Source organism: Pseudooceanicola nanhaiensis (assembly GCF_020171315.1).
In the GTDB taxonomy this organism is placed as follows: domain Bacteria; phylum Pseudomonadota; class Alphaproteobacteria; order Rhodobacterales; family Rhodobacteraceae; genus Pseudooceanicola; species Pseudooceanicola nanhaiensis_A.
Map to the genome: position 1 here is coordinate 37,395 of NZ_JAIUZP010000013.1, position 24,011 is coordinate 61,405.

Consider the following 24,011-nt stretch of genomic DNA (forward strand, 5'->3'; position numbering starts at 1 on the left):
CGTCGATTACTGGTCGATCCAGAGGTCGTACCAGCTGGAGGAGTTCCAGCGCGGTGTATTGTGGTGGTTCTTCAGCTTCTTCGAAGTGACCGAGATGAAGGGGTGCTCGATCGCGAAGATCACCGGCAGCTTGTCCATCGATTGCTTCTGCAGCTCGTGGTACATCTCGGCCCGCTTGGCGGGGTCGAGTTCCGAGGCCGCGTCGTCGATCAGCTGATCGACTTCATCGTCCTGCCAGCCGAACTGGTTCGTCCAGGGCGAACCCGCCGGCTGACCGGAGCGCAGCCAGACGGTGGTCGACACCGCAGGGTCCGAGCGGAACTGGTGCCAGCCGTTCGCCGTGTCGAAATCGTGGTCGCGATAGACGCCGGTCAGGAAGCCGGGCGCATCGTTCTGCAGCAGCTCCACGTCGATGCCGATCTCGGCCATGGCCTGCTTGTAGTACTCCGACCACAGCTGCGTGTATTCACCCCAGGGCGCCGGACGGTGCCGCAGCTTGAAGCGGAAGCCATCGTCCTTCACCGGATAGCCCGCCTCGTCCAGCATCTTCTTGGCCAGCTCGGGATCGTAGTCGTAGGTGGTGACGTCGTCGGTGTAGTTCACCCCGCCCGCGGAGGGGATCAGACCCCGGCCCGGCTTGGCGAAGCCGCGCATGATGGTCTCGATCGCATAGTCGATGTCGAGGCCATGATACATCGCCTGCCGCACCTTCAGGTCGGCAAGGATCGGGTTGCGGTGGTTGAACTCGATGGTCGAGTGGGCGACGTTGTTCTCGTAGCCCTTGGTGCCCACGTCGAACCGGTCATCCTCGGACAGGCGCGAAATGTCGGCCAGCGAGATGCCGATGAAACCGGACTCCATGGTTTCGCCCGCCTCGATGGCGGCCGCCGCGGCGGAGGGGTCTTCGATGAACCGCCAGACGATCCGGTCGAGGTAGGGATATTCCTCCCCGCGCCAGTAGTCGTCGTTGCGCTCGGCGATCACGTATTGGCCGCGCTCATATTCCACGAACTTGAAGGGGCCGGTGCCCACAGGCGCGGTGTTGTGCGGGTTCTGCATGATGTCCGTGCCCTCGTAGAGGTGCTTGGGCACGGGGTGACCGAGGTCGGGCATGGCCGCCACGAAGAGCTGCAGCGGCATCGGCTTGGAATAGTTGAAGACGGCGGTATGGGGATCGGGGCAATCCACCGATTCCAGCGCGGCCTGCAGCGAGGAGGAGTAGTTCAGCAACTCCTTCCACATGTTCATCGCGGTGAAGGAGACGTCGTCGCAGGTGAAGGGCTCGCCATCGTGCCAGTTCACGCCTTCACGCAGCTTCAGCGTGATGTGCAGACCGTCCTCGGAGGAGGACCATTCCGTCGCCAGCACCGGCACGTAGCCGTCGTAGGACAGGTCGATCAGCGGCTCGATGATCTTGCCGGTGATGTAATAGACGCCGGTCGAGGCGCGCAGCGCGGGGTTCAGGATACGCTGTTCCCCCTTCATCTGGATGATCGCCGTGCCGCCCTTCTTGACCTCTTCGGTCTGCGCCTTGACCGCCGGGGCGGCCAGCGCCCCCGCGGCAGCCAGCGCCAGGCCCAGGGGCCTCAGATGTCGTTTCATGATGCGTTACTCCCAGTCGGATCGGGCCCTGAGGGCCACTTTCATCTTTTCGTGAGGGTAAACTGATCTCCCCCTGCGATCCAAGTCAACAGCAATCCCACGATTCACCCCAAACAGGTCAGTTTTGACTATGAACGTCACATTCCGTGGTATAGCGTGACGCAAATTGGAAGATTGGCAGGGGGATTATTCTGATGCGTGAATGTGTCTGGATCACCGGTGCGGGCTCTGGCATCGGGGCCGCCATGGCGCAGGCCTTTGCCGCCGCGGGCTATGCCGTGGCCCTCACAGCGCGGCGTCCCGAAACCCTTGAAGAGGTCGCCGCCACCCTGCCCGAAGGGGCCGCGCTGATCGTCCCCGGCGATGTCACCGACCGCCCCGGCATGCAGGCCGCCGCCGAGGAGATTGCCGCCTGGGCCGGTGGCATCCACGTCCTGTGCAACAACGCCGGGCTGAACATCCCCAAGCGCACCTGGGCCGATCTCGACTGGGAAAGCTGGGACCGCGTCATCGACGTGAACATCACCGGCGCGCTCAACGTGATCGCCGCCTGCCTGCCGATCATGCGGGCGCAGCAGGACGGGGTGATGATCCACACCTCCAGCTGGGCCGGGCGGTTCCACTCCCCCGGCGGCGTGGTCTACGGCGCCTCGAAACATGCGCTCTCCGACATTTCGGCCAGCCTGAACGATCAGGAGGGCCGCAACGGCATCCGCTCCACCGCGCTCTGCCCCGCCGAGGTCGCGACGCCGCTGCTGCTGAAACGCCCCGGCTTCGACGCCTCCACCATGGCGCAGATGATCCAGCCCGAGGACATGGCCAAGACCGCCCTCTTCGTGGCCCAGATGAACCCCGGCATCTCGATGCCCGAAATCACGCTGGCGCCCCTGCGCCGCTGACCAACCAGAAAGAGACCCCTCGCATGACCCACCCCGTCAAAGGCATCGACCATTGCTTCGCCCTCGTGAACGACCTCGACAAGGCGGCCAAGCAATACGAGGCCCTCGGCTTCACGCTCTCCCCGCGCGGTGAACATTCCGCCGCCAAGGGCACCGCGAATTACACCATCATGTTCCCCGAGGATTACTTCGAACTCCTCGGCATCCTGCAGCCGACCGAGTTGAACGCCTCGCGCCGCGAGATCCTCGAGACACAGGGCGAAGGCCTGCATGCCATCGCCTGCCGGATCGGCGATGCCGCAGAGGCCGCCAAGGAGCTGGAGGCTCTCGGCCTCGCCACCATGGGCCTCGGCAGCTTCTCGCGCCCGGTGCCCCTGCCCGATGGCTCCGAAGGCATCGCCGCCTTCTCCACCGTCTCCTTCACCCCCGCCGACACGCCCCTCGGCGTGGTCTTCATGTGCCAGCACAAGACCCGCGAAACCGTCTGGCTACCGGAACTGCTGGAGCACGCCAACACCGCCTGCGGCCTCGGCGCGATCCTCGCCCTCTCCGACACGCCCCCCGAGACCGGCGCCGAGTTCGCCAAGCTCTGGGCCGCCGGGACCGTGACGCCCATCGAGGGCGGCTGTGAAGTCACCACCGGGCCCGACTCGGCGCCGCTGATCCTGCTCACGTCCGAGGCGATGGCCGCCGCCTATCCGGGTGCCGATCTCTCCGCCACGGCGCAGGGCGCCTTCACCGTGCTGCGGGTCAAGGTCTCGGACATGGATGCGGCCGCGCTCTGCCTCTCCAAGGCCGGAATCACCCCGCTGCAAACCGCCGCCGGCCTCGCCGCCGCCCCGGAATACGCCTCTGGCGTGATCGTGGAGTTCGTACCCGCATGACGACACCGAAGCGCCGCAAGACAGGGACCAAACCCGTCGAAAGCATCACCTTCGACGAAACGGACCAGCGTATCCTCGCCATCCTGCAACAGGACAGCGACACGCCGGTTCAGGCGATTTCCGAGGCCGTCGGCCTCTCTGCCAATCCCTGCTGGCGGCGCATAAAGCGGATGGAGGAGGCCGGCGTGATCAAGCGTCGGGTGGCGCTGGTCGACCAGACCCGCGCCAACGTCCCCCTCACCGTCTTCATCGGGGTCAGCACCCCCCGGCACGAAATCGACTGGCTGCGCCGCTTCCGCGAACTCATCGACGAGATCGACGAGATCGTGGAAGCCTACCGGCTGACCGGGACGGTGGACTACATCCTCAAGGTCGTGGCGCCCGACATGGAAAGCTATGACGCCGTCTACAAGCGGATGATCGAGCGGCTGGACTTCAGTCAGGTGAATTCGATGATTTCGATGGAAGAGCTGAAGTTCACCACCGCCGTGCCGACCCAGTACCTCTGAGCCCGCCCCCAGTGGTAGGCCCACGGATCGTTCCCACGGATCGTTCCCTGTGCGATCCCGCCGCGCGCCCGCACGAAATGCCTGCCATCAGCACGCTTTCTGCGCCCGCCCCCTTGTCCCTGCCCGCGATCCCCCCTTCAGTGGCGCCGGATGCAGGACAGGAGACGGCAATGACCGCGCAGCCCGGACAATACCCCGAGATCGAGCCCTACCAGACCCACCGGATCGCGGTCGACGCGCCCCATGAACTCTATGTCGAGGAAAGCGGCAACCCGGACGGCATTCCCGCGCTCTTCCTGCACGGCGGCCCCGGCAGCAGCGCCAAGCCCGGCGCCCGCCGCGCCTTCGATCCCGAACGCTTCCGTATTGTCCTCTTCGACCAGCGGGGCTGCGGCAAGTCCACGCCCTCCGCCGATCTGACCGACAACAACACCGATGCCCTGATCCGCGACATCGAGACGATCCGCGAAACACTCGGCATCGACAAATGGCTGGTCACCGGCGGCAGCTGGGGCAGCTTCCTGTCGCTGGCCTATGCCATCGCCCACCCCGACCGCTGCCTCGGCCTGCGGCTCTCGGGTGTCTTCACCGGCACGAAGGCCGAAAGCCGGCACTGGTTCCACGGCATCGGCGATCTCTTCCCCGAGGCCTTCGACGACTTCGAAGGCTTCATCCCCGAGGACGAGCGTGACGACCTGCAGCGCGCCTATTACACCCGCCTCGTGGACCCGGACCCGGCGGTGCACCTGCCCGCCGCCGATCACCTGCGCGGCTTCTCGGCCCGGACCCAGACGCTGGTGCCGAACCCTGCGCATATCGCCACGCTGACGCAGCCCAAGGCGGCGCTGGAGGTCTCGCGGCTCTTCACCCACTACGGGGTGAACGGTTTCTTCCGGCCCGAGGGCTACCTGCTGGCAAACGTGGACAAGATCCGGCACCTGCCCTGCGAGATCGTGCAGGGCCGCTACGACGTGGTCTGCCTGCCCAAGGTGGCCTGGGCGCTTGCCAAGGCCTGGCCCGAGGCGACCTTCACCATGGTGGACCTCGCCAATCACGTCGCTTCCCCTGCTGCGCCGGATCTCGACCACGCCATGCGCGCCGCGACGGACCGGCTGGCGGACAGGCTCGCCCCGGTCGCGGGCTAGGCGGGCGACCCGGGGGCGACCGGAAGCGGGTGGTCCCCGTCTCTTTGCAACCGGGCCCCTACTCCCGCCGGTAGCGCTCCAACACGCGGTCCGCCTGCGCAAGCGCCGCATCCAGCTCTGCCATCGCCTCGGAGACCGGCGCACCGGGGGCCAGATCCGCCAGCGATGTGGCGCCCACCTCCGGCGGCGCCTCGGCCGTGCGGGGCGCGCCGATCCCGCCCGCCCGCTGCCGCAACCGCTCTGCCAGCGTCGGCACCGCCCAGACACGGTAGGTCCGGCGCGGGGTGATCAGCGCCAGCAGCCCGATCTCCTCCGCCTCCTGCATCAGGTAAAGCGCGGCGCGGGGGCTGACGCCAAGCCTGTCGCGCACATGGCCGCTGGTCAGGATCGGTTCCGACAGCGCCAGTTCCACCAGATCGCGCAGCCGCGACTTGCCATGCCGCGCCCCGGCCGCCGCGCGCATCCCGTCCCGCCAGCGGCGCAGCACCGGCAGCATCCCGACCGAGCGATCCAGTTCCGCCAGCAGCCCCTCGGCCAGATCCTGCATCCCCGCCGCGCTCACCGGCGACCACGGCCGGAACCGTCCCTGCGTCAGCGCCAGCGAGGGCGTCAGGATCCACGTCGCCTCGATCCGCCGCAGCATCCCGTCTAGCCCGGCATCGTAGCGCGCCCGCCCCTCGCCCGCGCCGCGCAGGGCGTGATCCGCCGCAAGAAACACCAGCCGCTCCGCCGAAGGCGCGCGCCCCATCGTCCCCAGCCGGAACAGGCAGGCCGCCCGCAATGCACCCAGAAACGGCGTCACCGCGGCACCTCCCCCACCGATCGCGGCAGCGATCCCGGCAAGGTCCGGGCTGTCGTCGATGTCGCTTTCCCGCTGGATGGTCACCGCCGCGCGCCAGCAGCGGCCCAGCACCGCTTCCGGATCGGCGTAGAGGTCCCCCGGTGCGCTCACCACCCGCAGCAGGTCGGACGCGGCCTGCGTGCCCCGCGCCACCTCCGCCGTCGTTGCCCGGTTTTCGGTATGGTGGCGGACCACGTCGCCCTCGAAGACATGGATGTCCTCCAGGGTGACCGAGCGCGTGACCTCGGCCAAGGCGGTCTGCGCGCGCCAGGCATGGCCCAGCTCCGGATCGGCGGCAAAGGCGCCCTGAAGCCGGGCCGCCCGGGTCTCCAGCGCCAGCAACAGCAGAACCAGCGCCTCCCCGCGTCCTTCGCCCGCTCTCATGGCTCCCGCAGCCCCTTTCCGAAAAGATCCGTACAGCCACAGCCTAACAGATTTGAGCGCAAATATATCGGGTGTATTTGCGGCTGCCTCAGGACCCGGCCAGCAACCGCAGCAGGATACGCGCGTCGTGGTCCTGACCGCCAAAGAAGACCGCCAGCACATCCAGCCGTTCCGCCTCCTCGTCGAGGGCGAAATAGAAGATCGCGCGGTCCTTGGTCACGTGGCGGATGTTGGGCCCCAGGTCCGGCCGCCGGGTGCCCTGATAGGGCGCCTGCCCCAGCCGCTCCATCGCGTCCAGTATCGCCCCGATCCGCCGCGCGGCAATGGTAAAGGCCTCCTCGGGCGGTTCGCCGAGCGCCTCGGCGCTCTGCGCGATGAAGTCGAAGATCAGCTCCAGATCCCGCGCGACCCCCGCCGCGCGGCGGACATCAAAGACCACGGGCGGCGCGCTTGCGGGCGATCATCTCCTCGGCCTCGCGCCGTCCCTGCGCAAGGCTCACGCCCGGCTCGCCCCGGCGTTGCTCCAGCAGGGCGCGCAAAGCCTCGGTCGTGGTGCTCTCCTGCCGCATCAGTTCCAGCCCGTGCTGGACCACGGCGCTCACGCTCGGGAATCGCCCCTCCAGCACCAGTTGGCGGGCATAGGCGTCCTGTGCGTCGGTCAGGGAAACGGAGGATTTCACACTCATGACAGCTCCAGATATGCTACTCAGTAGTATATGCGGCCCGTGGCCGCGGGGTCAACCGGCGCGGCACGCCCGTGGAAACCACCCATTTCCCGTGATTTAGTCAAAAAACCTTGCAAGATCACGTATCGATCGGCAATAGTCACGAAAAAGCGGCGGAACACGCCATATTCCGTGAACACGACACGGTAACCGAGCAGCATACGAGGCGTCTGGCACATGCAGGATAGCATCGACCACGAAGACCTGAATACCGTCATTCGGCAACATTCCGAATGGCTCACCGCGCAGCTCCATGCGCAGGCCGAGAGCCTCTTTCCGCCCGATGCGTCGAAAGAGATGCGCAAGTTCACCTCGGGCGAGGCCGCGGCCCTGCTGGGCGTGGACGACAGCTACTTGCGCAAGCTCCACCTTGACGGCAAGGGCCCCTCGCCCGAACTGACCCCGGGCAACCGGCGGCTCTATTCCGTCTATGATCTGCACGAGTTGCGGATCCTGCTGGAAAAGACCGCCCGCAAACCCGGTGACTACCTGCCCGGGCGCCGCGACGGCGATCACATGCAGATCATCGGCGTGATGAACTTCAAGGGCGGCTCCGGCAAGACGACGAGCGCCGCGCATCTCGCGCAGCGCCTTGCCCTGCTGGGCTATCGTGTCCTTGCCATCGACCTCGACCCGCAGGCCTCGCTCACCGCGCTGCATGGCGTGCAGCCGGAATTCGACCTGCCCGATGGCGGCACGCTCTATGACGCGATCCGCTATGACGACCCGGTGCCGATCGCGGACGTGATCCGCCCCACCTATATTCCCGGTCTCGACCTGATCCCCGGCAACCTCGAACTCATGGAGTTCGAGCATGAGACCCCCCGCGCCCTCGCGCAGGGCAATGCCGGGCTGTTCTTCTTCCGGGTGAAGGAGGCGCTCGCGCAGGTGGATGACCGTTACGACGTCGTCGTCATCGACTGTCCGCCGCAACTGGGCTTCCTCACCATGTCGGCGCTCTCTGCCGCGACCGGCGTGCTGGTGACGATCCACCCCGAAATGCTCGACGTGATGTCCATGTCGCAGTTCCTGCGCATGACCGCGGACCTGATGGACGTGATCGCCGAATCGGGCGCCGACATGAAGCACGACTGGATGCGCTACCTGCTCACCCGGTACGAGCCGACCGATGCGCCGCAGAACCGTATCCTCGCCTTCCTGCGCACCATGTTCGGGGACAAGGTCCTCAACGCACCGATGCTGAAATCCACCGCCATCTCCGATGCCGGCCTCACCAAGCAGACCCTCTACGAGGTCGAGCGCAGCGCCTTCACCCGCGCCACCTACGACCGCGCGCTGGAAAGCCTGAACGCCGTGAACGACGAGATCGCGGAACTGATCCAGCAGACCTGGGGGCGGAAATGAGCGAGAACCGCAAGAAACGCATGTCGATGCTCGACAGCCTCGCCTCGGCGGGGGCGCAGTCGGGTGCACCGATGATGGCCACCAACCGCGCGCTGCGCTCGGCCCGCGATGCCGTGGACAGTCACCGTGTCTGGGAACTCGACCCCGACGTGGTGGACGATGTCCGCACCCGTGACCGGCTCAACCCGGCCGATGTGGCTGACCTGCGCGCCTCGATCGAGGTGAACGGTCAGTCCGTGCCGATTCTGGTCCGGCGCCATCCTGAGTTCGATGGCCGTTACCTGCTGGTCTATGGCCGCCGCCGGCTCGAAGCGGTGCGCACCTCCGACAAGGTCGAGAAGGTCCGCGCCCTCGTGGCCAACCTCGATGACCGGGCCGCCGTCACGGCGCAGATCTCCGAGAACATGGCCCGGCGGGATCTCTCCTTCATCGAGAAGGCGCTTTTCGCCAAGGAACTCATCGCGCAGGGCTTCGGCAACCAGAGCCAGGTGGCCGAGATCCTCACCGTGACCAAATCCTCTATCTCCATGGCGCTCTCGGTCGCCGATGTGATCGGCAAGGATCTGGCAGAGGCGATCGGCCCCGCCCATGGCATCGGCCGTCCCCGCTGGGAGGCCCTCGTTCGCCGGATCGAGGAGCTTGACGCCGATCCCGCCGACCTCGTGCATATCGCGAACGCGGTGCACGACGCCGCCGAACTGGCCCTGGTGAAGGGTGAGGCAGTGCCCGAAGACGTCTCCGTCGCCGCCTTCGAGGCGGTGGTGAAACGGCTCGGCACCGCGCCCAAGCCGGTCAGTACCCCGAAACCCCCTGCGGCCAAGCGCCGGACCCTCACGGTGGACGGCCGCAAGGCCGGATCGCTGAAGCGGACCGCCAAGGGCCTCGCCCTGGACCTCGAAGAGCCCGGCTTTGCCGACTGGATCGAGCGTCAGGCGCAGGACGTCATTGAAGAGCTTCACGCCCGCTGGAAACGCGGCGCGGAAGACTGAGCAGCAACGAAAACAAATCAGGAGGCACGAGCCGGACAAAAAGAAAGGCCCCGCAAAGACAACGCTCCACGAGACCTCACTTGTTTCTAGCACCTTCAAGGTAGTGGTCGGAGCCAGCAACCGCAAGTCCAAAGTGATTCGCGGCGCGGGTAATTTTTGTCTTCGTGAATGAAAAATGGGTTATCACCCCGTCACGCCCTTTGGGCGGCCGGTGGAGTCTGTCCGGGAGGTTCTCTCCGCCCGGCAGTCCGCCAAGGAAACCGCTTACCCGTCTCACAAGCAGGCCCCCTGCCCGCTCGACAAGTGGCAGATCCTCCGGGACCTGACCACTGCGCGCGCGGCCTACGGTCTCAGCGACCGGGACCTGACCGTGCTTCAGGCGCTGATCAGCTTCCATCCCGCGACGCAGCTGGAGCCTTCGGCCAGCCTCGTCGTGCACCCCAGCAACGACTCGATCTGCGAACGGGCCCATGGGATGGCGAATTCCACGATGCGCCGGCACCTCGCCCGGCTGATCGACAACGGCCTCCTGATCCGCCGCGACAGCCCGAACGGCAAACGCTACGCGCGCCGCATGGCCGGTCAGAAGATCGCCTTCGGCTTCGACCTCCGCCCCCTCCTCCTCCGCGCCGCCGAATTTGCCGAGCGCGCCGAAGAGACCCGCCGCACCGAGGACCGCCTCCGCACCCTGCGCGAGAGCGTCAGCCTGCTGCGCCGCGACCTCGCCGCCCTCGCAGCCCTTGGCCAGTCCGAACAGCCCGACGTCGGCCACTGGGATGCTCTCTCGGACCTCGCCCACCTCAGCGCCCGGCAGATGCGCCGGAAGCTCGACCAGGACAGCCTGACCCTTCTGCACGACCAACTCCGCCTCGCCGTGGAGGAAGCCGTCCGCCGTCTCGACCGCCAAGCAGACGAACTGAGCACCATCCCCGCCCAAAATGAGCAGCACCAACAGAGTTCAGATAAAGATCTCTCTGACTCTGAATCCGTGGCCGAGATCGTCGAGATGGACTCCCGGCCCATTGCGCCTGCCAAGCCCGCGCCGAATGCTGAGAAGAAGCCCGCCGTCGTGCCACCGCTCCGGCTGGTACTGGACGCCTGCACAGAGCTGGCGAATTTCACGCCCGACGACATCAGGAACTGGCCCGATCTCATCATGGCGGCTGAGCGGATACGGCCCATGACCGGTATTTCCGAGTCCGCCTGGGGCGAGGCGAAACATGTGATGGGGCCGGTTCAGGCCGCCGTGGCGCTTGCCGCGATGCTGGAACGGTTCGGCGCGATCCGCAACCCCGGGGGCTATCTGCGCCACCTGACGCGACAGGCCGAGGCTGGGACGTTCTCCACCACGCGGATGGTCTTGGCCCTGAAGCCGGCGGCGGCGTGAGCGTTTCACAGCTGTGAACTTTTTCGCCCCGGCCGCCGGAGGGTTCACAGCTGTGAACTTCGCCGATGGCTGATCTGAATCCCTCCGACTTCGTTAAGCAAGCGATCCAACGACGTCCCCATCGGATCGAGGCCTCGCATTCCACCGCGCTGCGTCACGCGCATGGCGGGCATTCCGAAGAGGGGCTCCTTTTTTCTGCACCTGCAGCATAGGTAGGCCGCAACAGAAAATCGACCGACCCGAGGTATTCATCATGGCCATCGCAGCCAACACCACCCGTTTCCAATCCGACCGCGCCCCCGGCGTGATCACCCGCTTCTTCGAGGCCTTCGGCAGCGCCCTGCGCGCCCACCGTCTGTGCCACGAACTCTCCTCGCTGACCGACGCCCAACTGGCAGGCATGGGCCTCAAGCGCGAAGAGATCCCGGCCTACGTCTTCCGGGCGCTCTGAGACCGCGTCACCCGGAGGGGCTGCTGGAGGTTGGCCGTCGGGCCGATCTCGCGTCCGATCCTCCGGGCCCCTGACGATCCTGCCGTGAAGGCATAGAAGGCCGCGCACCGTCGCGGCCTTTTTCTTTGTCTGCTGACAAGGGGACGGGCGTGCCGCGGTTGCGCTGCGCCATCCCGATGAACGGTCGCCAAGCCCGACGGCTTGGTTGTTCGCTGGCTGGTGAGATCGGGATGGGAGGACAGTTCTTCGCGTCGAGACGATGAGGCCGTTCGGACAAGATGGTGCCCGCCGGGGGAGGTGTTGCGGCGACCGGGTCAGCTGAAGGGGAGACGCCTGTGAGGTGGGGTGTTGCGTGAGTGGTGACCTTGGCAAACCTCACAGCGGGATGAGGACCGGGCCGTCGGAGCAGAGAGGCAGGAGCGAAGCTGGGCCGAAGCCGGCCCCGGGGAGGCGCGGCCTTGGGCTCCGTCTGGCAGCTCGAACAGGATCGGGGAGGCGCTCAGGTTCGCTCTCTGGGGCGGGGCGTGAGGCTCTGAGGGGCTCTTGGAACGCGCTGAGAGGCTGTGGCGAATTTGATTGATCAGGGCATTAATCAAAGTGATTATGCCGCAATGCGCATTGGTTTCGACTTCGCTGATCTGGAGGCCTTTCTCGTGCTCTACGAGACGGGGTCCTTCGTTGCGGCTGCGCGGCACCTTGGACAATCGCAATCCTCGATCACCCGGCGGGTCCGCAAGCTGGAGGAGGAACTGGGCACGCGGCTCTTCGAGCGGACGACGCGCTCTGTCCGGCCGACGCAGGCGGCGCGGCAGTTGCGGGGCAGGGCGCAGGCGATGATGGACGAGGCGCGCGGCACGCTGCGCGCGCTCCGGGACGTGGGGCCGGGGACGGGCGCCCGCGCGATGGTGACCTTGGCGCATCTGCCCGGAACGGGGCCCGGCGTGGTGGACCCGGTGCTTGGCCTCTACGGCGCTGCGCAGGACGCGGCGCGGGTGCGGCTGCTGGAGCTGCCCGCGGAGGCCGTGGCAGAGGCGGTGCGGGAAGGCACGGCGGAGATTGGGATCACCGGGATGGGGGCCGATCTGTCGGGGCTGACGGGTGAGACGCTGGGTGAGGACCGGATCGGTCTGGTGATGCTGGCGGATCATCCCATGGCGGGGGAGGGGCCCCTGAGCTGGGAGGCGCTGGAGGGGCAGCGCCTGATCCTGACCGCGCCGGGCGGGGCCGATGGGACCGGGACCGGCCGCGAGGGGACTGGTTCGACTGGCATCGACAGGCCGGGTACCGACAGCTCTGGCATCGACAGGGCCGGGATCGACGCGGTGGTTGCGGAGCGGGTGCCGGGGCTCCTCTGGCGCCATGAGGTGCCGGGCGCGTCCCGCGCCCTGGAGCTGGTTCGGGCGGGGCTGGGGGTGGCGCTGCTGCCCCGGGCCGCCGTGCCCCTGCGCGATGGTAGCGGGCTGGCGTGGCGGGCGCTGGAGGCGCCGGTGGTTGCGCGGAGGCTGGCGCTTGTGACGCGGCCGGGGGGGGCACTGTCGGAGGCCGCGCAGGCGCTCTGCGCGATGATCCGGGAGGGGGCCACGGGGCGCGGCGGCCTCTGACCGGGGATGAGGGGCTGCGAAAGAGCGTTTCAGGCTCTGTTGCGCCTCTCAGAGACGAAACTGCCCCGCACGAGGGCGGGGCAGGTGGCGTTCAAAGGGTGGCCTCTCTCAGCGCACGGCGGCGTAATAGGCGACCTTGCGTTCGAGGTAGGCCAGAAACTCCGAAATGCTGAAGGCGAGCGCGAAGAGCACCAGCAGCACGGCCCAGAAATGCGCCATCATGAAGTTCGTCGAATAGAGCTCGAAGAGCGCGCCGAAACCGGCGATGGAAATCAGCAGTTGGCCGATGATCACGCCCTTCACGGCGCGGATGATGCCGATGCGGATGCCGCCGAGGATCTCGGGCAGGGCGGCCCAGAGGTAGACCTTGAAGAAGGCCTCCAGCGGCGAGGCGCCGAAGGAGCGGGCCATTTCCACCAGCGAGCGGTTGATCTGGCGCACCCCGGTGCGCGCGTTCAGGATGATGATCCAGATCGCGAAGAGCGCGGTGGTGATGATGATCGACTTCATCCCGAAGCCGAAGAGCACCATGAGCACCGGCACGAGGGCCGTCAGCGGCGCGCTGAGGAAGACGTTGACCCAGGGCAGTAGCAGCTCATCCAAGAGACGCGAGCGGCCCATGAGGATGCCCGTGGGCACGCCGATGAGGATGGAGAAGAAGACCCCCATCCCGAAGGCATAGGCCGTCTCTCCGAGGGCGGAGAGGAAGCTGGGCGTGCCGATGATCGTGACGAGGGTGCGGACGACCTCGCTCAGCGGGGGCACGAAGAAGGTGAGCTCTGCCTGTCCCACGACCTCCCAGAGCAGGCCCCAGAGGATGAGCGAGGACATGGCGGGCAAGTTGATGCCGAAGAGTTTCATGGCTCACTCCACGTAGCTGCGCAGCGAGGCCCAGATGTCATCGACGATGTCGAGATATTCGGGATCGCGGCGGATGCTGTCGGCGGATTTCTGGCGGAAGCCGGTGGGGCGGATGATCTCGGACACCCGCGAGGGGCGGGGCAGGAGGATCGCGATCTGGTCCGAGACATAGACCGCTTCCTCGATGGAGTGGGTGACGAAGATGAAGGTCTTGTTCTCGTTCTGCACCAGCGACAGGAGGTCTTCCTGGAACTTGCGGCGGGTCTGTTCGTCCACGGCCGAGAAGGGCTCGTCCATCAAGAGCACCTGCGCATCGACCGAGAGGGCGCGCGCAAGGCCGACCCGCTGGCGCATCCCGCCCGAGAGTTCGTGCGGATAGGCCTGTTCGAAGCCCCCAAGCCCGACCTCGCGGATGTAGCGCGCGGCAATATCCTCACGCTCGGAGCGTGCGACGCCGCGCAGTTCCAGCCCGAAGGCCACGTTGCGCAGCACGGAGGCCCAGGGCAGCAGCGCGAAGTCCTGGAACACGAAGGCGCGGTCGGGCCCGGGGCCGGTGACGGGCTTGCCGTTCACCGTGACCTCACCCGAGGTGGGCGGCAAAAGGCCCGCGATGATCTTGAGCAGGGTCGTCTTGCCACAGCCGGAGGGGCCGAGCAGCGAGGTCAGCTGCCCGCGCGGGAACTCCAGCGTCATGTCCTTCAGCGCCTCGACGGAGCCGTAGGTCTTGCAGATGTTGCGCGTGGAGACGGCGATATCGTCCGGCACCGGCTGCGCATGCTTGAAGGCTTCAATCTGAGACATAGCCACGGTCATTCCCCTTGAAGAGATGTTTTTCGGTGCGCTCCAGCAGGTTCAGGAAGAGAACCGCCAGAACGATGATCGAGAAGATCGCCGCGTACATGCTGGGGTAGTCGGCGATCGACCGGCTGAAGGTGATGATGTCGCCCACGCCGGTGGGGGTGATCTTGAGCTCGGACAGGATCGCCCCGATGAAACCGGCCGAGATCCCCAGCCGCAGGCCAGAGAAGATCAGCGGCGAGGCGGCGGGGATGATGATCTTGAAGAGCATGTCGATGCGCGTGCCCATGAAGGAGCGGCACATGGCCTTGATGTTCTCGGGCGTGTGGCGCACGGCGCCTGCCGTGTTCAGCACGATGACGGGCATCGCCATGATGCAGACCACGAAGACCTTGGAGGTCAGCCCGATGCCGTAGGCCATGACGAGAAGCGGGATCAGAGCCGCAAGCGGGGCCGATTGCATGACCACGAAGATCGGCGAGAAGAGCCAGTCGAAGACCCGGCTGAGGCCGATCCAGATGCCAAGCGCGATGCCGAGCACGGTGGAGATGGCGACGCCGGTGACCAGCGGTTTCAGGGTCTCGGCATAGGCCACGAAGAGCGAGCCGTCGATGATCATGCGCCAGAGCGCCGCCACCGAGTCGAGGAAGGTGGGAAAGGCATAGCTGACAGGGATCCTGCCGGCGATTTCCCAGGCCCCGAAGAGGATCAGGGCGGAAAGCAGTTTGAGAAACAGCGGACGATAGACCATCGCGCCCTCCCTTCATCTGTCCAGTGATGGGGTCGGGGGCCGGAGGTGGGATCCGGCCTCCAAGGGTAACGGGCGGGGGGCTGCCCCGCGGCAGGGGAGGGGGCCGGTGTGCGGCCCCGCCCTGTCACTCGGTCGCCGCGTCGAGCGGGGCGAAGTACCAGAAGTCGTTGATGTCGAGGCTGGCGGGATCGCCGTCGAGCTGACCCGCGGCGCTGTACCATTCGATATCGGCCTTGGCCGCGCGGCGCCCGCCGCCATCCATGCTGTAGAGCCCGCCCTTCACCGCGTCGGCGTAGTAGCCGTCGAGGTTGCCGAGCAGTTCCGGCGGCAGCCGCCCGATGGGCCCGTCGGGATCGGTCTCGCGCCGGATCACGGTGGGGTCCTCGGCCATGTCGCGGTAGACGCTGACGAGGGCATCGACGAAGGTCTGCACGTCCTCGGCATGGTTCTGGATCCAGTCGAGGTTGGCAAAGAGCGCCTCGTCGCTGGCGTCCACGTCGAAGAGGTCGAGGACGTTGAACCGATCCGCCGCCGGGCCGCGCATCAGCTTGTTGGTGTTCGACAGGTCGATGATCGTGGCATCGGCCTGACCGCCCAGCAGGGCCGCAACCCGGTTCGAGGAGCCGGGCACGTAGGAACGCTTGCCGAACTTGATGCCGAGGCGCTCCTCGATCACGTTGGCGATGGCATCGGTGCCACCGCCGCGCGAATGCAGCAGGATCGGTTCCCCGTCGAGGTCCTCGAGCTTGTCATAGGTCTTGGTGGTGACCGGGAAGAACTTCAGCTTGGAGAGCTGGAAGATGATCCGGATCGGCGCCCGCGAGCGCTGCATGGCCGAGTAGGGGGTGCCGAAGCCGATATCCATCTGGCCGCTGAGCACTGCCTGAATGGCCAGTTCCTCGTCCGAGAAGGCCGTCCACTCGTAGTCGAGCCCGTTGGCCTTGGCCCGGTCGAGCGCCACGAAGAAGGCGGCCATCTCGTCCGAGGGGGTTTCGGCGAGGGCGATCTTGATCGTCTCCGCCTGCGCCGTGGTAGGCGTAATACCCGCCCCGGCGATGAAGCTGGCAGCCGCGAGGGCCGCCACCGATTTCAGTAGCGTTTTCATGTTTTTCTCCTCCCATTGTCACGGCGTCCCTCTCCTCCCAAAGCGGAGCGCCGATCTGTTGCGGCGGGGTCTCCCGTCCCCTTGGCCGCGTCATCCCGTCTCTGTCAGAGTGTCGGTCAGATCTCCCCGAAAAGGCGCCCCGAGACCGAGCCGATATGCCGCCGCATGGCGTCATGGGCCCCGTTCGGGTCGCGGTTGCGGATCGCGTCGGCAATCGCGCGGTGTTCTGCGAAACTGGTGTGGCTGCGCGGCGGCCTTTCGGTGGTGCGGACCACCGAATTCCACGCCACGGCGCGCTGCACCCCGTTGAGCTGCCGGAAGAGCGCGACCAGCAGCGGGTTGTCCGTCGCCTCGGCGATGGCGTGGTGCAACTGGTCGTCGAACTCCTCGTAGGTCTCCCAGTCGGGCGCTTCCTCGGCGCCGAGGATGGCCGCGTCGATCCGGGCGAGCGCCTCCTTGGAGGCATTCACCGCCGCCTCGCGGGCGATGGCGGGTTCGATGCTCATCCGGGCGCGCATCATCTTGACCGGGGTCAGCTGGCGGCTGACCTCGTCGAACCACGGCATCGGCGCATCGGCGGGCCGCTCCTCGGCAAGGAAGGTGCCCTTGCCGACGTGGCGCCAGATCACGCCCTCCTGCTCCAGCGTGTCGAGGGCCCGGCGCAGCGTCGCGCGCTTCAGCCCGAGCGCCTCTGTCAGCACCCGTTCGGGCGGCAGCCGGTCGCCGGGGGCGAAGTTTCCGTCCGCGATATAGGCCTTGAGGCTGGAAAGGGGCGTGGTCTGGTTCATGGTCCGTCGCTGCTGGCGTCAAAGGGCGCGAATTGGTCGATCAATTCCGGCGATATGCCCCGAGTATTGCCCGGATTCGCCAAATATCAACCAATAAATTCGCTTTGGTCGGGATTGATTGCAATTGATCGTGGATTGGTCGCGATTTATGAATGGTACAACGAATCGCAGACAGGAGAGCGGCATGACTGACTATGTTATTGATAAGGTAGAGGTTCCGACGATCCCCGTGGCGGGAAGCGACGCGGTGTTCCCGGTGCGCCGGGTCTATTGCATTGGTCGGAATTATGCCGCCCACGCCATCGAGATGGGCCACGATCCCGACCGCGAGCCGCCGTTCTTCTTCCAGAAAAACCCCGACAACCTCGATGCCTCGGGCGAGTTCCCCTACCCGGTGAAGAGCGAGGACGTGCACCACGAGGCCGAGATGGTCGTGGCGCTGAAATCGGGCGGCAAGGACATCCCCGTCGAGAGCGCGCTGGACCATGTCTATGGCTATGGCCTGTCGCTGGACATGACGCGCCGCGACCTGCAGGGCGTGGCCAAGAAGATGGGGCGGCCGTGGGAAATCGGCAAGGCCTTCGAGCGCTCCGCCCCCGTGGGTCCGCTGCACCCGGTGAGCGCGGTGGGCCATCCCACCGAGGGCCGCGTCGCGCTGGAGGTGAACGGCGAGCTGAAGCAGGAAGGCGACCTGAACCAGATGATCTGGAAGGTGCCGGAAATGATCTCCTACCTGTCGGAGTATTTCGAGCTGGCGCCGGGCGACGTGATCATGTCGGGCACGCCCTCGGGCGTCGGGCCCGTGGCCAAGGGCGACGTTATGAAACTCTCCATCGAGGGCCTGGGCGAGATGACGGTGACCGTGGTCTAAGATCACGGTCCATGTTGGGCAGGACGGTCCGGAGGTTTCCTCCGGGCCGTTTCTGTTTGCGGGGCTGACGTGAAGACCGGGGCAGGGGCCTCAGTCGTGATCGTCGCGGGGGCGGCCGGCCTCGCGCACCGCTTCGGAGAGGCGGACCAGCACCTCGCCCCGGGTGGAATGGGGGCTTTGCACGATGCCGAGCCTGCGGTGAATCGGCGGGTTGCCGAAGGGGAACCATCCCAGCGAGGCGGTGATCGCATCCTGCAGCACCGCGTAGGGCACTATGGCAAAGCCGAGCCCCGCCTGCACGCAGCCGATCACCGAGGTCATCGTGTTGACCGAAACGACCTGTTCCGGCGCGGCGCCGAGGCGGGCGATTTCGGTGTCGATCTGGCGCGCCAGTGGCACCTGCGTACGGTAGCGGATGTAGGGGATGCTGCGGACCACCTCGGCCAGCGAGCGGCTGAGGGTGCCGGGCGGGGTGATCACCACCAGCATCTCCTTCACCACCTCGGTCCAGTAGAGGCTGGGCGGCACGGCCACGTGATCGGCGACGAGGGCGGCGTCGAGCTGCCCGGTTGCGACCTCGTTCATCAGCTCCTCGGACATGCCGATGCGCATCCGGAAGGTCAGTTCGGGATAGAGCGGGCGCAGCGTGGCAAGGGCCCGGGGCAGGATCGATTGCGCTCCGGTGCGCAGCGATCCGATGGCCAGCGTGCCGCGCACTGCGCCGCCGCCGGGGGCGGCCCTGGCCTCGTGCACCAGCTGCAGGATCGTCCGGGCCGAGCGCACCATCTCGGCCCCCTTGGCGGTGAGCGCGGGCGGGCGGCGGGAGCGGTCGAAGAGCGGCGCGCCGATCTCCTCCTCCAGCGCGCTGATCTGCTGGCTGACAGCTGAGGCGGTGAGATGCACCTCGCGCGCGGCGGCGGCGAAGCCGCCGTGCTGCACGATGGCGAGGAGGGTCTGAAGCTGGCGGGTGTCCATGACACTCATGTTAAGCAAAACTGGAATTGATGCCAAGTATTACGCGCTTTGTGTGGGTCTGTCTTGTGTTAGCTGTATACCGCAACCAAAACGCCCGGCGGTCCACGTCGGGCCCCTCTAGGGAGATCTCGAATGACGATCCGTGCGGGCCTTGCAGCTCTCTTCACCGCCGCCACTCTGGTCGCGGCCCCTGCCTCGGCGCAGGACTACCCCGATCACCCCGTTGAATTCATCGTGCCCTGGTCGCCGGGCGGTGGGTCGGACACGCTGATGCGCCTGATCGCAGGCAATGTCGCGCCCTACCTCGGCACCGAGATGCCGATCATCAACATGCCCGGCGTCGGCGGCACCGTCGGCCTGCGCGAAGCCTCGCGTCGCGCGGCGGACGGCTACACCATCAGCCAGGTCCACGAAGGCCTGCTGGTCGCCCATGAAACCGGCATCACCGAGCTCAACTGGGACAGCTTCGACCCGATCGCGCTGATGACCGCCTCGCCGCAGTACCTCGTCGTGCACCCGACCGAGGACTACAGCGACTTCAACGAATTCGTGGAGTTTGCCAAGGCGCACCCCGGCGAGATCACCATCGGCGTGACCCTGGGCGGCGTGCCGCACCTGCACGCGGCGATGATCGAACAGGCCTATGGCCTGCAGTTCCAGTACGTCGGCTATGAAGGCACCGGCGAGCGCGTGCGCGCCCTCGTGGGTGGCAACCTCGACGCCGCCATCGGCGACATCTCCTCTTCGCTGCAGTTCGTCGAGAACGGCGACCTCCAGTTCCTCGCCGTCGGCTCGCCCGAGCGCATGGCTGCCACGCCCGACGTGCCGACCTTCATGGAACTCGGCTCGGACCTCGAGCTGAACGTGACCCGCGGCATCGTGATGCCCAAGGGCGCGCCGCAGGAGGCAAAGGACAAGCTGGAAGCCGCGCTGGAGGAACTCTCCAAGGATGCGACCTACATCGAGCAGACCAACAATGCCGGTGCGGAAGTGATGTTCCGCGGCCAGGAGGGCTATGCCACCTACCTGAGCAAGCTGGATGAAACCGTGAAATCGCTGTCGGAGGTCCTCGCACCGTGAGCGAAAACGGCTTCAACAAGGAGCAGGCGCGGGAGGCGGGCGAGATCGCCCGCCTCCTCAGCTACGTCCTGATCCTGATCGCTTCCGTGGCCCTCTTCCTCTCGGCCGCCGCTATTCCGACCACACGGTTCGAGCGGCTGGGAGCAGGGGCCTTTCCCAAGATCGTCTTTGCCGGTCTCGCGCTGATGGCCGTGGTCGCCATCGTCGACGCGCTGCGCAAGATCCCCACCGATGCCTATGGCCGGTTCGCGGCCGAGACGGTGGCCTGGGCCAAGCGCCGCTCGCTGGTCTTCGTCTGCCTTGCCGCCTTCGGCATCTACATCGTGGCGATCCCCGTCCTCGGGTTCTCGATCGCCAGCTTCGTCTTCATTCTTGCGGTGGAACTCGTGCTGATGCCCCGCAGCCCCAAGACGCTGATCATCGCCGTCATCGCGGCCGCGGTCTTCTCCTTCGGGCTGAACTGGCTCTTTGCCGAGGTCTTTACCGTCTTCCTGCCGCGCGGGGTGCTGTGACATGGAAGATTTCCTCTCCGGTCTGACGCAGATCTTCACCTTCGCCACGCTGATCTACATGCTGGCGGGCTCCGTCGCGGGCATCATCGCCGCGGCGATCCCGGGCTTTACGGTCACCATGGCGATCGTGCTGACCCTTCCGCTGACCTTCACGATGGAGCCGCTGCAAGGCATCGCCGTGATGCTCTCGGTCTATGTGGGCGGCTATACCGGCGGCCTGATCTCGGCCGCACTGCTGGGCATCCCCGGCACGCCGTCCTCGGTCGCCACCACCTTCGACGCCTTCCCCATGGCGCGGAAGGGTGAACCGGGCCGCGCGCTCTCGCTGGGGGTCTGGGCCTCCTTCTTCGGCACCGTCATCTCGACCGTGGTGCTGATCGTGGCGGCGCCGCCGCTGGCGATCTTCGCGGTCAAGCTGGGGCCGTGGGAATACTTCTCGCTCATCGTCTTTGCGCTGACCATCGTGGCCAGCCTCGTGGGCGACAGCGTGATCCGCGGGATGCTGGCCGGCCTCATCGGCCTTGCGATCTCGACCGTGGGCCCCGACCCGATGATGGGGCGTCCGCGCTTTGACTTCAGCATCGAGATGCTGGAGGCGGGGCTGCCTTTCCTCGTGGTGCTGATCGGGATCTTCGCGATCTCGCAGCTGGCCTCCGAGGTCGAGGACAAGAGCGAGGTCCGGTCGGGCAATGCGCTCGTCACTGGCGCCATCGACTTCCAGACCTGGAAGGTGATGAAAGAGGTGCTGATGCGGCCCGTGAACCTGATCCGCTCCTCCATCGTGGGGGTTTTGATCGGGGCGCTGCCGGGGGCCGGGGGCTCGATCGCGAACCTCGTGGCCTATGACCAGGCGAAACGCGCCAGCAAGGACCCGGACAGCTTCGGCAAGGGCAACCCCGACGGCGTCGTGGCCTCGGAGGCGGGCAACTCCGCCACCGCGGGCGGCGGTCTGATCCCGCTGATCGGCCTCGGCATTCCGGGTTCGGCGGTGGATGCGATCCTGATGGCCTCGCTCATGGTGCACGGCATCTCGGTCGGGCCGCGGCTGATCATGGATCACGGCGATCTGGTCTATGGCATGTTCATCGCCATGGCTGTGGCTTCGCTGCTGATGCTGATCGTCTCGGTGCTGTCGATGCGGCTCTTCCTGCGGGTTGCGACGGTGCCCAAGTGGCTGATCGTGCCGGTTGTGATGGTTTGTTGTGCTGTTGGCTCCTTCGCCCTCAATAACCGGGTTACCGATCTGTATTTGCTGGGCTTTATCGGCGTGGCTGGATACGTTCTGCGGGCGCTCGGCTACTCGCTTGCCCCGCTGGTTCTGGGCGTGATCCTCGGACCCATTGCCGAGACCAACCTGCGCCGCGCCCTGATGACGGACGGCGATCCGACGCTCTTCGTCACGCGCCCGATCAGCCTGCTGTTCCTCATCGCCGCGGTCCTGTCGATCGCATGGGCCATCCGTGGCCATCTGAAGCAACGCAACAAAGCCAAGAGGTCCTCCGATGCAGCTGCGTCATGATCCCGTCTACCCCTCCCGCCGCTCCCCTGTGCTGGCGGAAAACATGGTCGCCACCTCGCAGCCGCTGGCGACGCAGGCCGGTCTGACGATCCTGCAGCAGGGCGGCAACGCCGTGGACGCGGCCATCGCCACCGCTGCGGCGCTGACGATCGTCGAGCCCACCGGCAACGGGCTTGGCTCCGACGCCTTCTGCATCCTCTGGGACGGCAAGCAGCTGCATGGCCTGAACGCCTCGGGCCGTGCGCCGGTCGCCTGGTCGCCCGAGCGGTTCCCGAACGGGATGGTGCAGCATGGCTGGGATTCGGTCACCGTGCCCGGCGCCGTCAGCGCCTGGGTCGCGCTCTCCGAACGCTTCGGCAAGCTGGGCCTCGCCACGGTGCTGGCGCCCGCGATCCGCTACGCGGAAGAGGGCTTCCTCGTCTCGCCGGTGATCGCCGCGCTCTGGGAGAAGGGCGCCAAGACGCTCGGCCACCAGCCCGGCTTCGCCGAGACCTTCATGCCCGGCGGCCGTGCCCCGAAGGCGGGTGAGCGGTTCCGCAACCCCGGTGCCGCGCGCACGCTGCGCCTGATCGCCGAGACCAAGGGCCGTGCCTTCTACGAGGGGGAGATCGCGGAAGAGATCGCCGCCTTCGCCAAGGCCCATGGTGGCGCCATGACGGTCGAAGATCTGGCGGCCCACGAGGCCGACTGGTGCGGGACCATCTCGCAGAAGTTCGACGACGTGGAACTGCACGAGATCCCGCCGAACGGGCAGGGGATCGCGGCGCTGATGGCGCTCGGGATGCTGCAGCACACCTCGATCCGCGACCACGGGCCGGATGACCTGACGGCGGTGCACCTGCAACTGGAGGCCATCAAGCTGGCCTACAGCGACATGCACGCCTATGTCGCCGACCGCCGCTTCATGACCGAGGTGGACGAGACGGCGCTGCTGGATGCCGATTACCTCAAGTCCCGCGCCGCGCTGATCGACCCGACCAAGGCGCAGGACTTCGGTCCCGGCGCGCCCAAGCAGGGCGGCACTGTCCTGATGAGCACCGCCGATGCCTCGGGCATGATGGTGAGCTTCATCCAGTCGAACTACGCCGGTTTCGGCTCTGGCGTCGTGGTGCCGGGCACGGGTGTGTCGCTGCAGAACCGTGGCTTCGGCTTCACCACCAAGGAAGGCCACCAGAACCAGGTGGCGGGCGGCAAACGTCCGTTCCACACGATCATCCCGGGCTTCGCCATGAAGAACGGCGCGCCGCTGATGGCCTATGGCATGATGGGTGGCCCGATCCAGGCACAGGGGCATCTGCAACTGCTGCTGCGCACCCAGCTTTGGGGGCAGGATGTGCAGGTCGCGGCGGATGCGCCGCGCTGGCGGATGATCTCGGGCCTCGACGTGGCCTGCGAGCCGACCATGGACGCCAATCTGCTGGCGGGTCTGGAAGGGCTGGGCCACAAGATCACGGTCGAAAGCCCGGACAACGCCTTCGGCTTTGGTGGGGCGCAACTGATCCATCGGCTGGAAGACGGCGGCTATGTCGCTGGCTCCGATCCGCGCAAGGATGGTCAGGCCGCCGGGTTCTGAGCCTGTCGATTGTGAGATGAGAGGAGCCTCCGCCGGGTGCGGGGGCTCTTTTCGTTTGGGGGTGGGTCAGTCTCTAAACTGCCGTGCAGAGCCTGAACTCACGGTGCACCAAACGGGTGAACCGTCGCGGACACCACGAAGCCGCGCAGTGCCGGCGCGCGCGGGGGCGATCCGAACCCCTCTGGCCACCACTTTATGGTAGCCAAGCTTGTCCCTCCCTCTCGAGGGACGGCCCAGCCTCACCAAATCGCCGCCGCGTGGGGGCGCGCCGGCGATGCGCGGCGGCCTGCGGCCTTGCTCCGCGCTGGAGATAGTCGGTGCCGGGGCTTAGGGGGCGCTGCGGATTAGTGGTCGTAATGCATGAGAAAGGGCGGCGCGAGGCCGCCCTTTCGCCTG

25 protein-coding genes are annotated in these 24,011 nt (G+C 66.7%); 14 read left to right on the top strand and 11 right to left on the bottom strand.

Going from position 1 to position 24,011, the window contains the following annotated elements; all coding sequences use genetic code 11:
* Nucleotides 1-6: 6 nt before the first annotated feature.
* The gene (locus tag LCM32_RS19195; RefSeq protein ID WP_224822702.1) at nt 7-1,602 is read right to left on the bottom strand and encodes an ABC transporter substrate-binding protein; all 1,596 of its coding nucleotides are present in this window, start codon (nt 1,600-1,602) and stop codon (nt 7-9) included.
* 194 nt (nt 1,603-1,796) lie between these two features.
* Between LCM32_RS19195 and LCM32_RS19200 the strand changes: the two genes are divergently transcribed.
* The 4 genes from LCM32_RS19200 (at nt 1,797) to pip (ending at nt 5,039) form a co-directional block, all read left to right on the top strand.
* Complete coding sequence (locus tag LCM32_RS19200) at nt 1,797-2,501, top strand: SDR family oxidoreductase (RefSeq protein WP_224822703.1); 705 nt, start codon at nt 1,797-1,799, stop codon at nt 2,499-2,501.
* Nucleotides 2,502-2,524: 23 nt separating this feature from the next.
* Nucleotides 2,525-3,385, top strand: coding sequence for a VOC family protein (locus LCM32_RS19205; protein ID WP_224822704.1), 861 nt, complete (start codon nt 2,525-2,527; stop codon nt 3,383-3,385).
* Entirely contained in the window at nt 3,382-3,894 is a 513-nt protein-coding gene (locus tag LCM32_RS19210) for an Lrp/AsnC family transcriptional regulator (RefSeq protein ID WP_222493935.1), read from the top strand. The genes LCM32_RS19205 and LCM32_RS19210 overlap by 4 nt, the downstream gene beginning before the upstream one ends.
* Nucleotides 3,895-4,064: 170 nt before the next feature.
* On the top strand, nt 4,065-5,039 hold the full coding sequence (pip, locus tag LCM32_RS19215; protein WP_224822705.1) for a prolyl aminopeptidase: 975 nt from the start codon (nt 4,065-4,067) through the stop codon (nt 5,037-5,039).
* A gap of 58 nt (nt 5,040-5,097) precedes the next feature.
* Here pip and LCM32_RS19220 read toward each other — a convergent pair whose 3' ends face one another.
* The 4 genes from LCM32_RS19220 to LCM32_RS19235 form a co-directional block, all read right to left on the bottom strand.
* Complete coding sequence (locus tag LCM32_RS19220) at nt 5,098-6,264, bottom strand: helix-turn-helix domain-containing protein (protein WP_224822706.1); 1,167 nt, start codon at nt 6,262-6,264, stop codon at nt 5,098-5,100.
* Between the two features lie 88 nt (nt 6,265-6,352).
* A complete protein-coding gene (locus tag LCM32_RS19225; protein WP_224822707.1) occupies nt 6,353-6,703 on the bottom strand; it encodes a type II toxin-antitoxin system RelE/ParE family toxin in 351 nt (116 codons plus the stop codon).
* Nucleotides 6,693-6,950, bottom strand: a complete 258-nt coding sequence (locus LCM32_RS19230) for a type II toxin-antitoxin system ParD family antitoxin (RefSeq protein WP_224822708.1) — start codon at nt 6,948-6,950, stop codon at nt 6,693-6,695. Before LCM32_RS19230 ends, LCM32_RS19225 begins: the two co-directional genes overlap by 11 nt.
* A gap of 20 nt (nt 6,951-6,970) precedes the next feature.
* Nucleotides 6,971-7,150: a hypothetical protein gene (locus LCM32_RS19235; RefSeq protein ID WP_224822709.1), complete on the bottom strand. Its 180-nt coding sequence runs from the start codon at nt 7,148-7,150 to the stop codon at nt 6,971-6,973.
* 16 nt (nt 7,151-7,166) lie between these two features.
* On the opposite strand from LCM32_RS19235, the gene repA reads away from it, so the two are divergent.
* The 5 genes from repA to LCM32_RS19260 all read left to right on the top strand — a co-directional run bounded on the left by repA (nt 7,167) and on the right by LCM32_RS19260 (nt 12,782).
* A complete protein-coding gene (repA, locus tag LCM32_RS19240; protein ID WP_224822710.1) occupies nt 7,167-8,354 on the top strand; it encodes a plasmid partitioning protein RepA in 1,188 nt (395 codons plus the stop codon).
* Complete coding sequence (repB, locus tag LCM32_RS19245) at nt 8,351-9,343, top strand: plasmid partitioning protein RepB (RefSeq protein ID WP_224822711.1); 993 nt, start codon at nt 8,351-8,353, stop codon at nt 9,341-9,343. Before repA ends, repB begins: the two co-directional genes overlap by 4 nt.
* Nucleotides 9,344-9,518: 175 nt before the next feature.
* Complete coding sequence (gene repC, locus LCM32_RS19250) at nt 9,519-10,730, top strand: plasmid replication protein RepC (protein ID WP_224822712.1); 1,212 nt, start codon at nt 9,519-9,521, stop codon at nt 10,728-10,730.
* Nucleotides 10,731-10,983: 253 nt separating this feature from the next.
* Nucleotides 10,984-11,181, top strand: coding sequence for a DUF1127 domain-containing protein (locus LCM32_RS19255; RefSeq protein ID WP_224822713.1), 198 nt, complete (start codon nt 10,984-10,986; stop codon nt 11,179-11,181).
* A 611-nt stretch (nt 11,182-11,792) separates the two neighbouring features.
* Nucleotides 11,793-12,782: a LysR family transcriptional regulator gene (locus LCM32_RS19260; RefSeq protein ID WP_224822714.1), complete on the top strand. Its 990-nt coding sequence runs from the start codon at nt 11,793-11,795 to the stop codon at nt 12,780-12,782.
* A 108-nt stretch (nt 12,783-12,890) separates the two neighbouring features.
* Here the strand turns inward: LCM32_RS19260 and LCM32_RS19265 are convergent, their stop codons facing one another.
* The 5 genes from LCM32_RS19265 to LCM32_RS19285 all read right to left on the bottom strand — a co-directional run bounded on the left by LCM32_RS19265 (nt 12,891) and on the right by LCM32_RS19285 (nt 17,085).
* Nucleotides 12,891-13,643: an ABC transporter permease gene (locus LCM32_RS19265; protein WP_224822715.1), complete on the bottom strand. Its 753-nt coding sequence runs from the start codon at nt 13,641-13,643 to the stop codon at nt 12,891-12,893.
* Nucleotides 13,644-13,646: 3 nt separating this feature from the next.
* The gene (locus LCM32_RS19270; protein ID WP_224822716.1) at nt 13,647-14,444 is read right to left on the bottom strand and encodes an ABC transporter ATP-binding protein; all 798 of its coding nucleotides are present in this window, start codon (nt 14,442-14,444) and stop codon (nt 13,647-13,649) included.
* Nucleotides 14,431-15,192 (bottom strand): ABC transporter permease, encoded by a 762-nt coding sequence (locus tag LCM32_RS19275; protein ID WP_224822717.1) that lies wholly within the window; start codon nt 15,190-15,192, stop codon nt 14,431-14,433. The genes LCM32_RS19270 and LCM32_RS19275 overlap by 14 nt, the downstream gene beginning before the upstream one ends.
* Before the next feature lie 124 nt (nt 15,193-15,316).
* The gene (locus tag LCM32_RS19280; protein WP_224822718.1) at nt 15,317-16,297 is read right to left on the bottom strand and encodes an ABC transporter substrate-binding protein; all 981 of its coding nucleotides are present in this window, start codon (nt 16,295-16,297) and stop codon (nt 15,317-15,319) included.
* Nucleotides 16,298-16,413: 116 nt separating this feature from the next.
* Complete coding sequence (locus tag LCM32_RS19285; protein ID WP_224822719.1) at nt 16,414-17,085, bottom strand: FadR/GntR family transcriptional regulator; 672 nt, start codon at nt 17,083-17,085, stop codon at nt 16,414-16,416.
* A 184-nt stretch (nt 17,086-17,269) separates the two neighbouring features.
* Here LCM32_RS19285 and LCM32_RS19290 point away from each other — a divergent pair, with 184 nt between their 5' ends.
* Nucleotides 17,270-17,956 carry a fumarylacetoacetate hydrolase family protein gene (locus LCM32_RS19290; protein WP_224822720.1) on the top strand — a complete coding sequence of 229 codons (687 nt, stop codon included), beginning with the start codon at nt 17,270-17,272 and terminating at the stop codon, nt 17,954-17,956.
* 90 nt (nt 17,957-18,046) lie between these two features.
* On the opposite strand, the gene LCM32_RS19295 is transcribed toward LCM32_RS19290, so the two are convergent.
* A complete protein-coding gene (locus tag LCM32_RS19295; protein ID WP_224822721.1) occupies nt 18,047-18,940 on the bottom strand; it encodes a LysR family transcriptional regulator in 894 nt (297 codons plus the stop codon).
* Nucleotides 18,941-19,063: 123 nt separating this feature from the next.
* Here LCM32_RS19295 and LCM32_RS19300 point away from each other — a divergent pair, with 123 nt between their 5' ends.
* From LCM32_RS19300 to LCM32_RS19315, 4 genes are read left to right on the top strand one after another with little or no spacing between them, the layout of a single operon-like run.
* The gene (locus LCM32_RS19300; RefSeq protein ID WP_224822722.1) at nt 19,064-20,011 is read left to right on the top strand and encodes a Bug family tripartite tricarboxylate transporter substrate binding protein; all 948 of its coding nucleotides are present in this window, start codon (nt 19,064-19,066) and stop codon (nt 20,009-20,011) included.
* Complete coding sequence (locus LCM32_RS19305; protein ID WP_224822723.1) at nt 20,008-20,523, top strand: tripartite tricarboxylate transporter TctB family protein; 516 nt, start codon at nt 20,008-20,010, stop codon at nt 20,521-20,523. Before LCM32_RS19300 ends, LCM32_RS19305 begins: the two co-directional genes overlap by 4 nt.
* 1 nt (nt 20,524) lies before the next feature.
* Complete coding sequence (locus tag LCM32_RS19310) at nt 20,525-22,042, top strand: tripartite tricarboxylate transporter permease (RefSeq protein WP_224822724.1); 1,518 nt, start codon at nt 20,525-20,527, stop codon at nt 22,040-22,042.
* Nucleotides 22,026-23,615, top strand: a complete 1,590-nt coding sequence (locus LCM32_RS19315; protein WP_224822725.1) for a gamma-glutamyltransferase family protein — start codon at nt 22,026-22,028, stop codon at nt 23,613-23,615. Before LCM32_RS19310 ends, LCM32_RS19315 begins: the two co-directional genes overlap by 17 nt.
* Nucleotides 23,616-24,011: the final 396 nt, after the last annotated feature.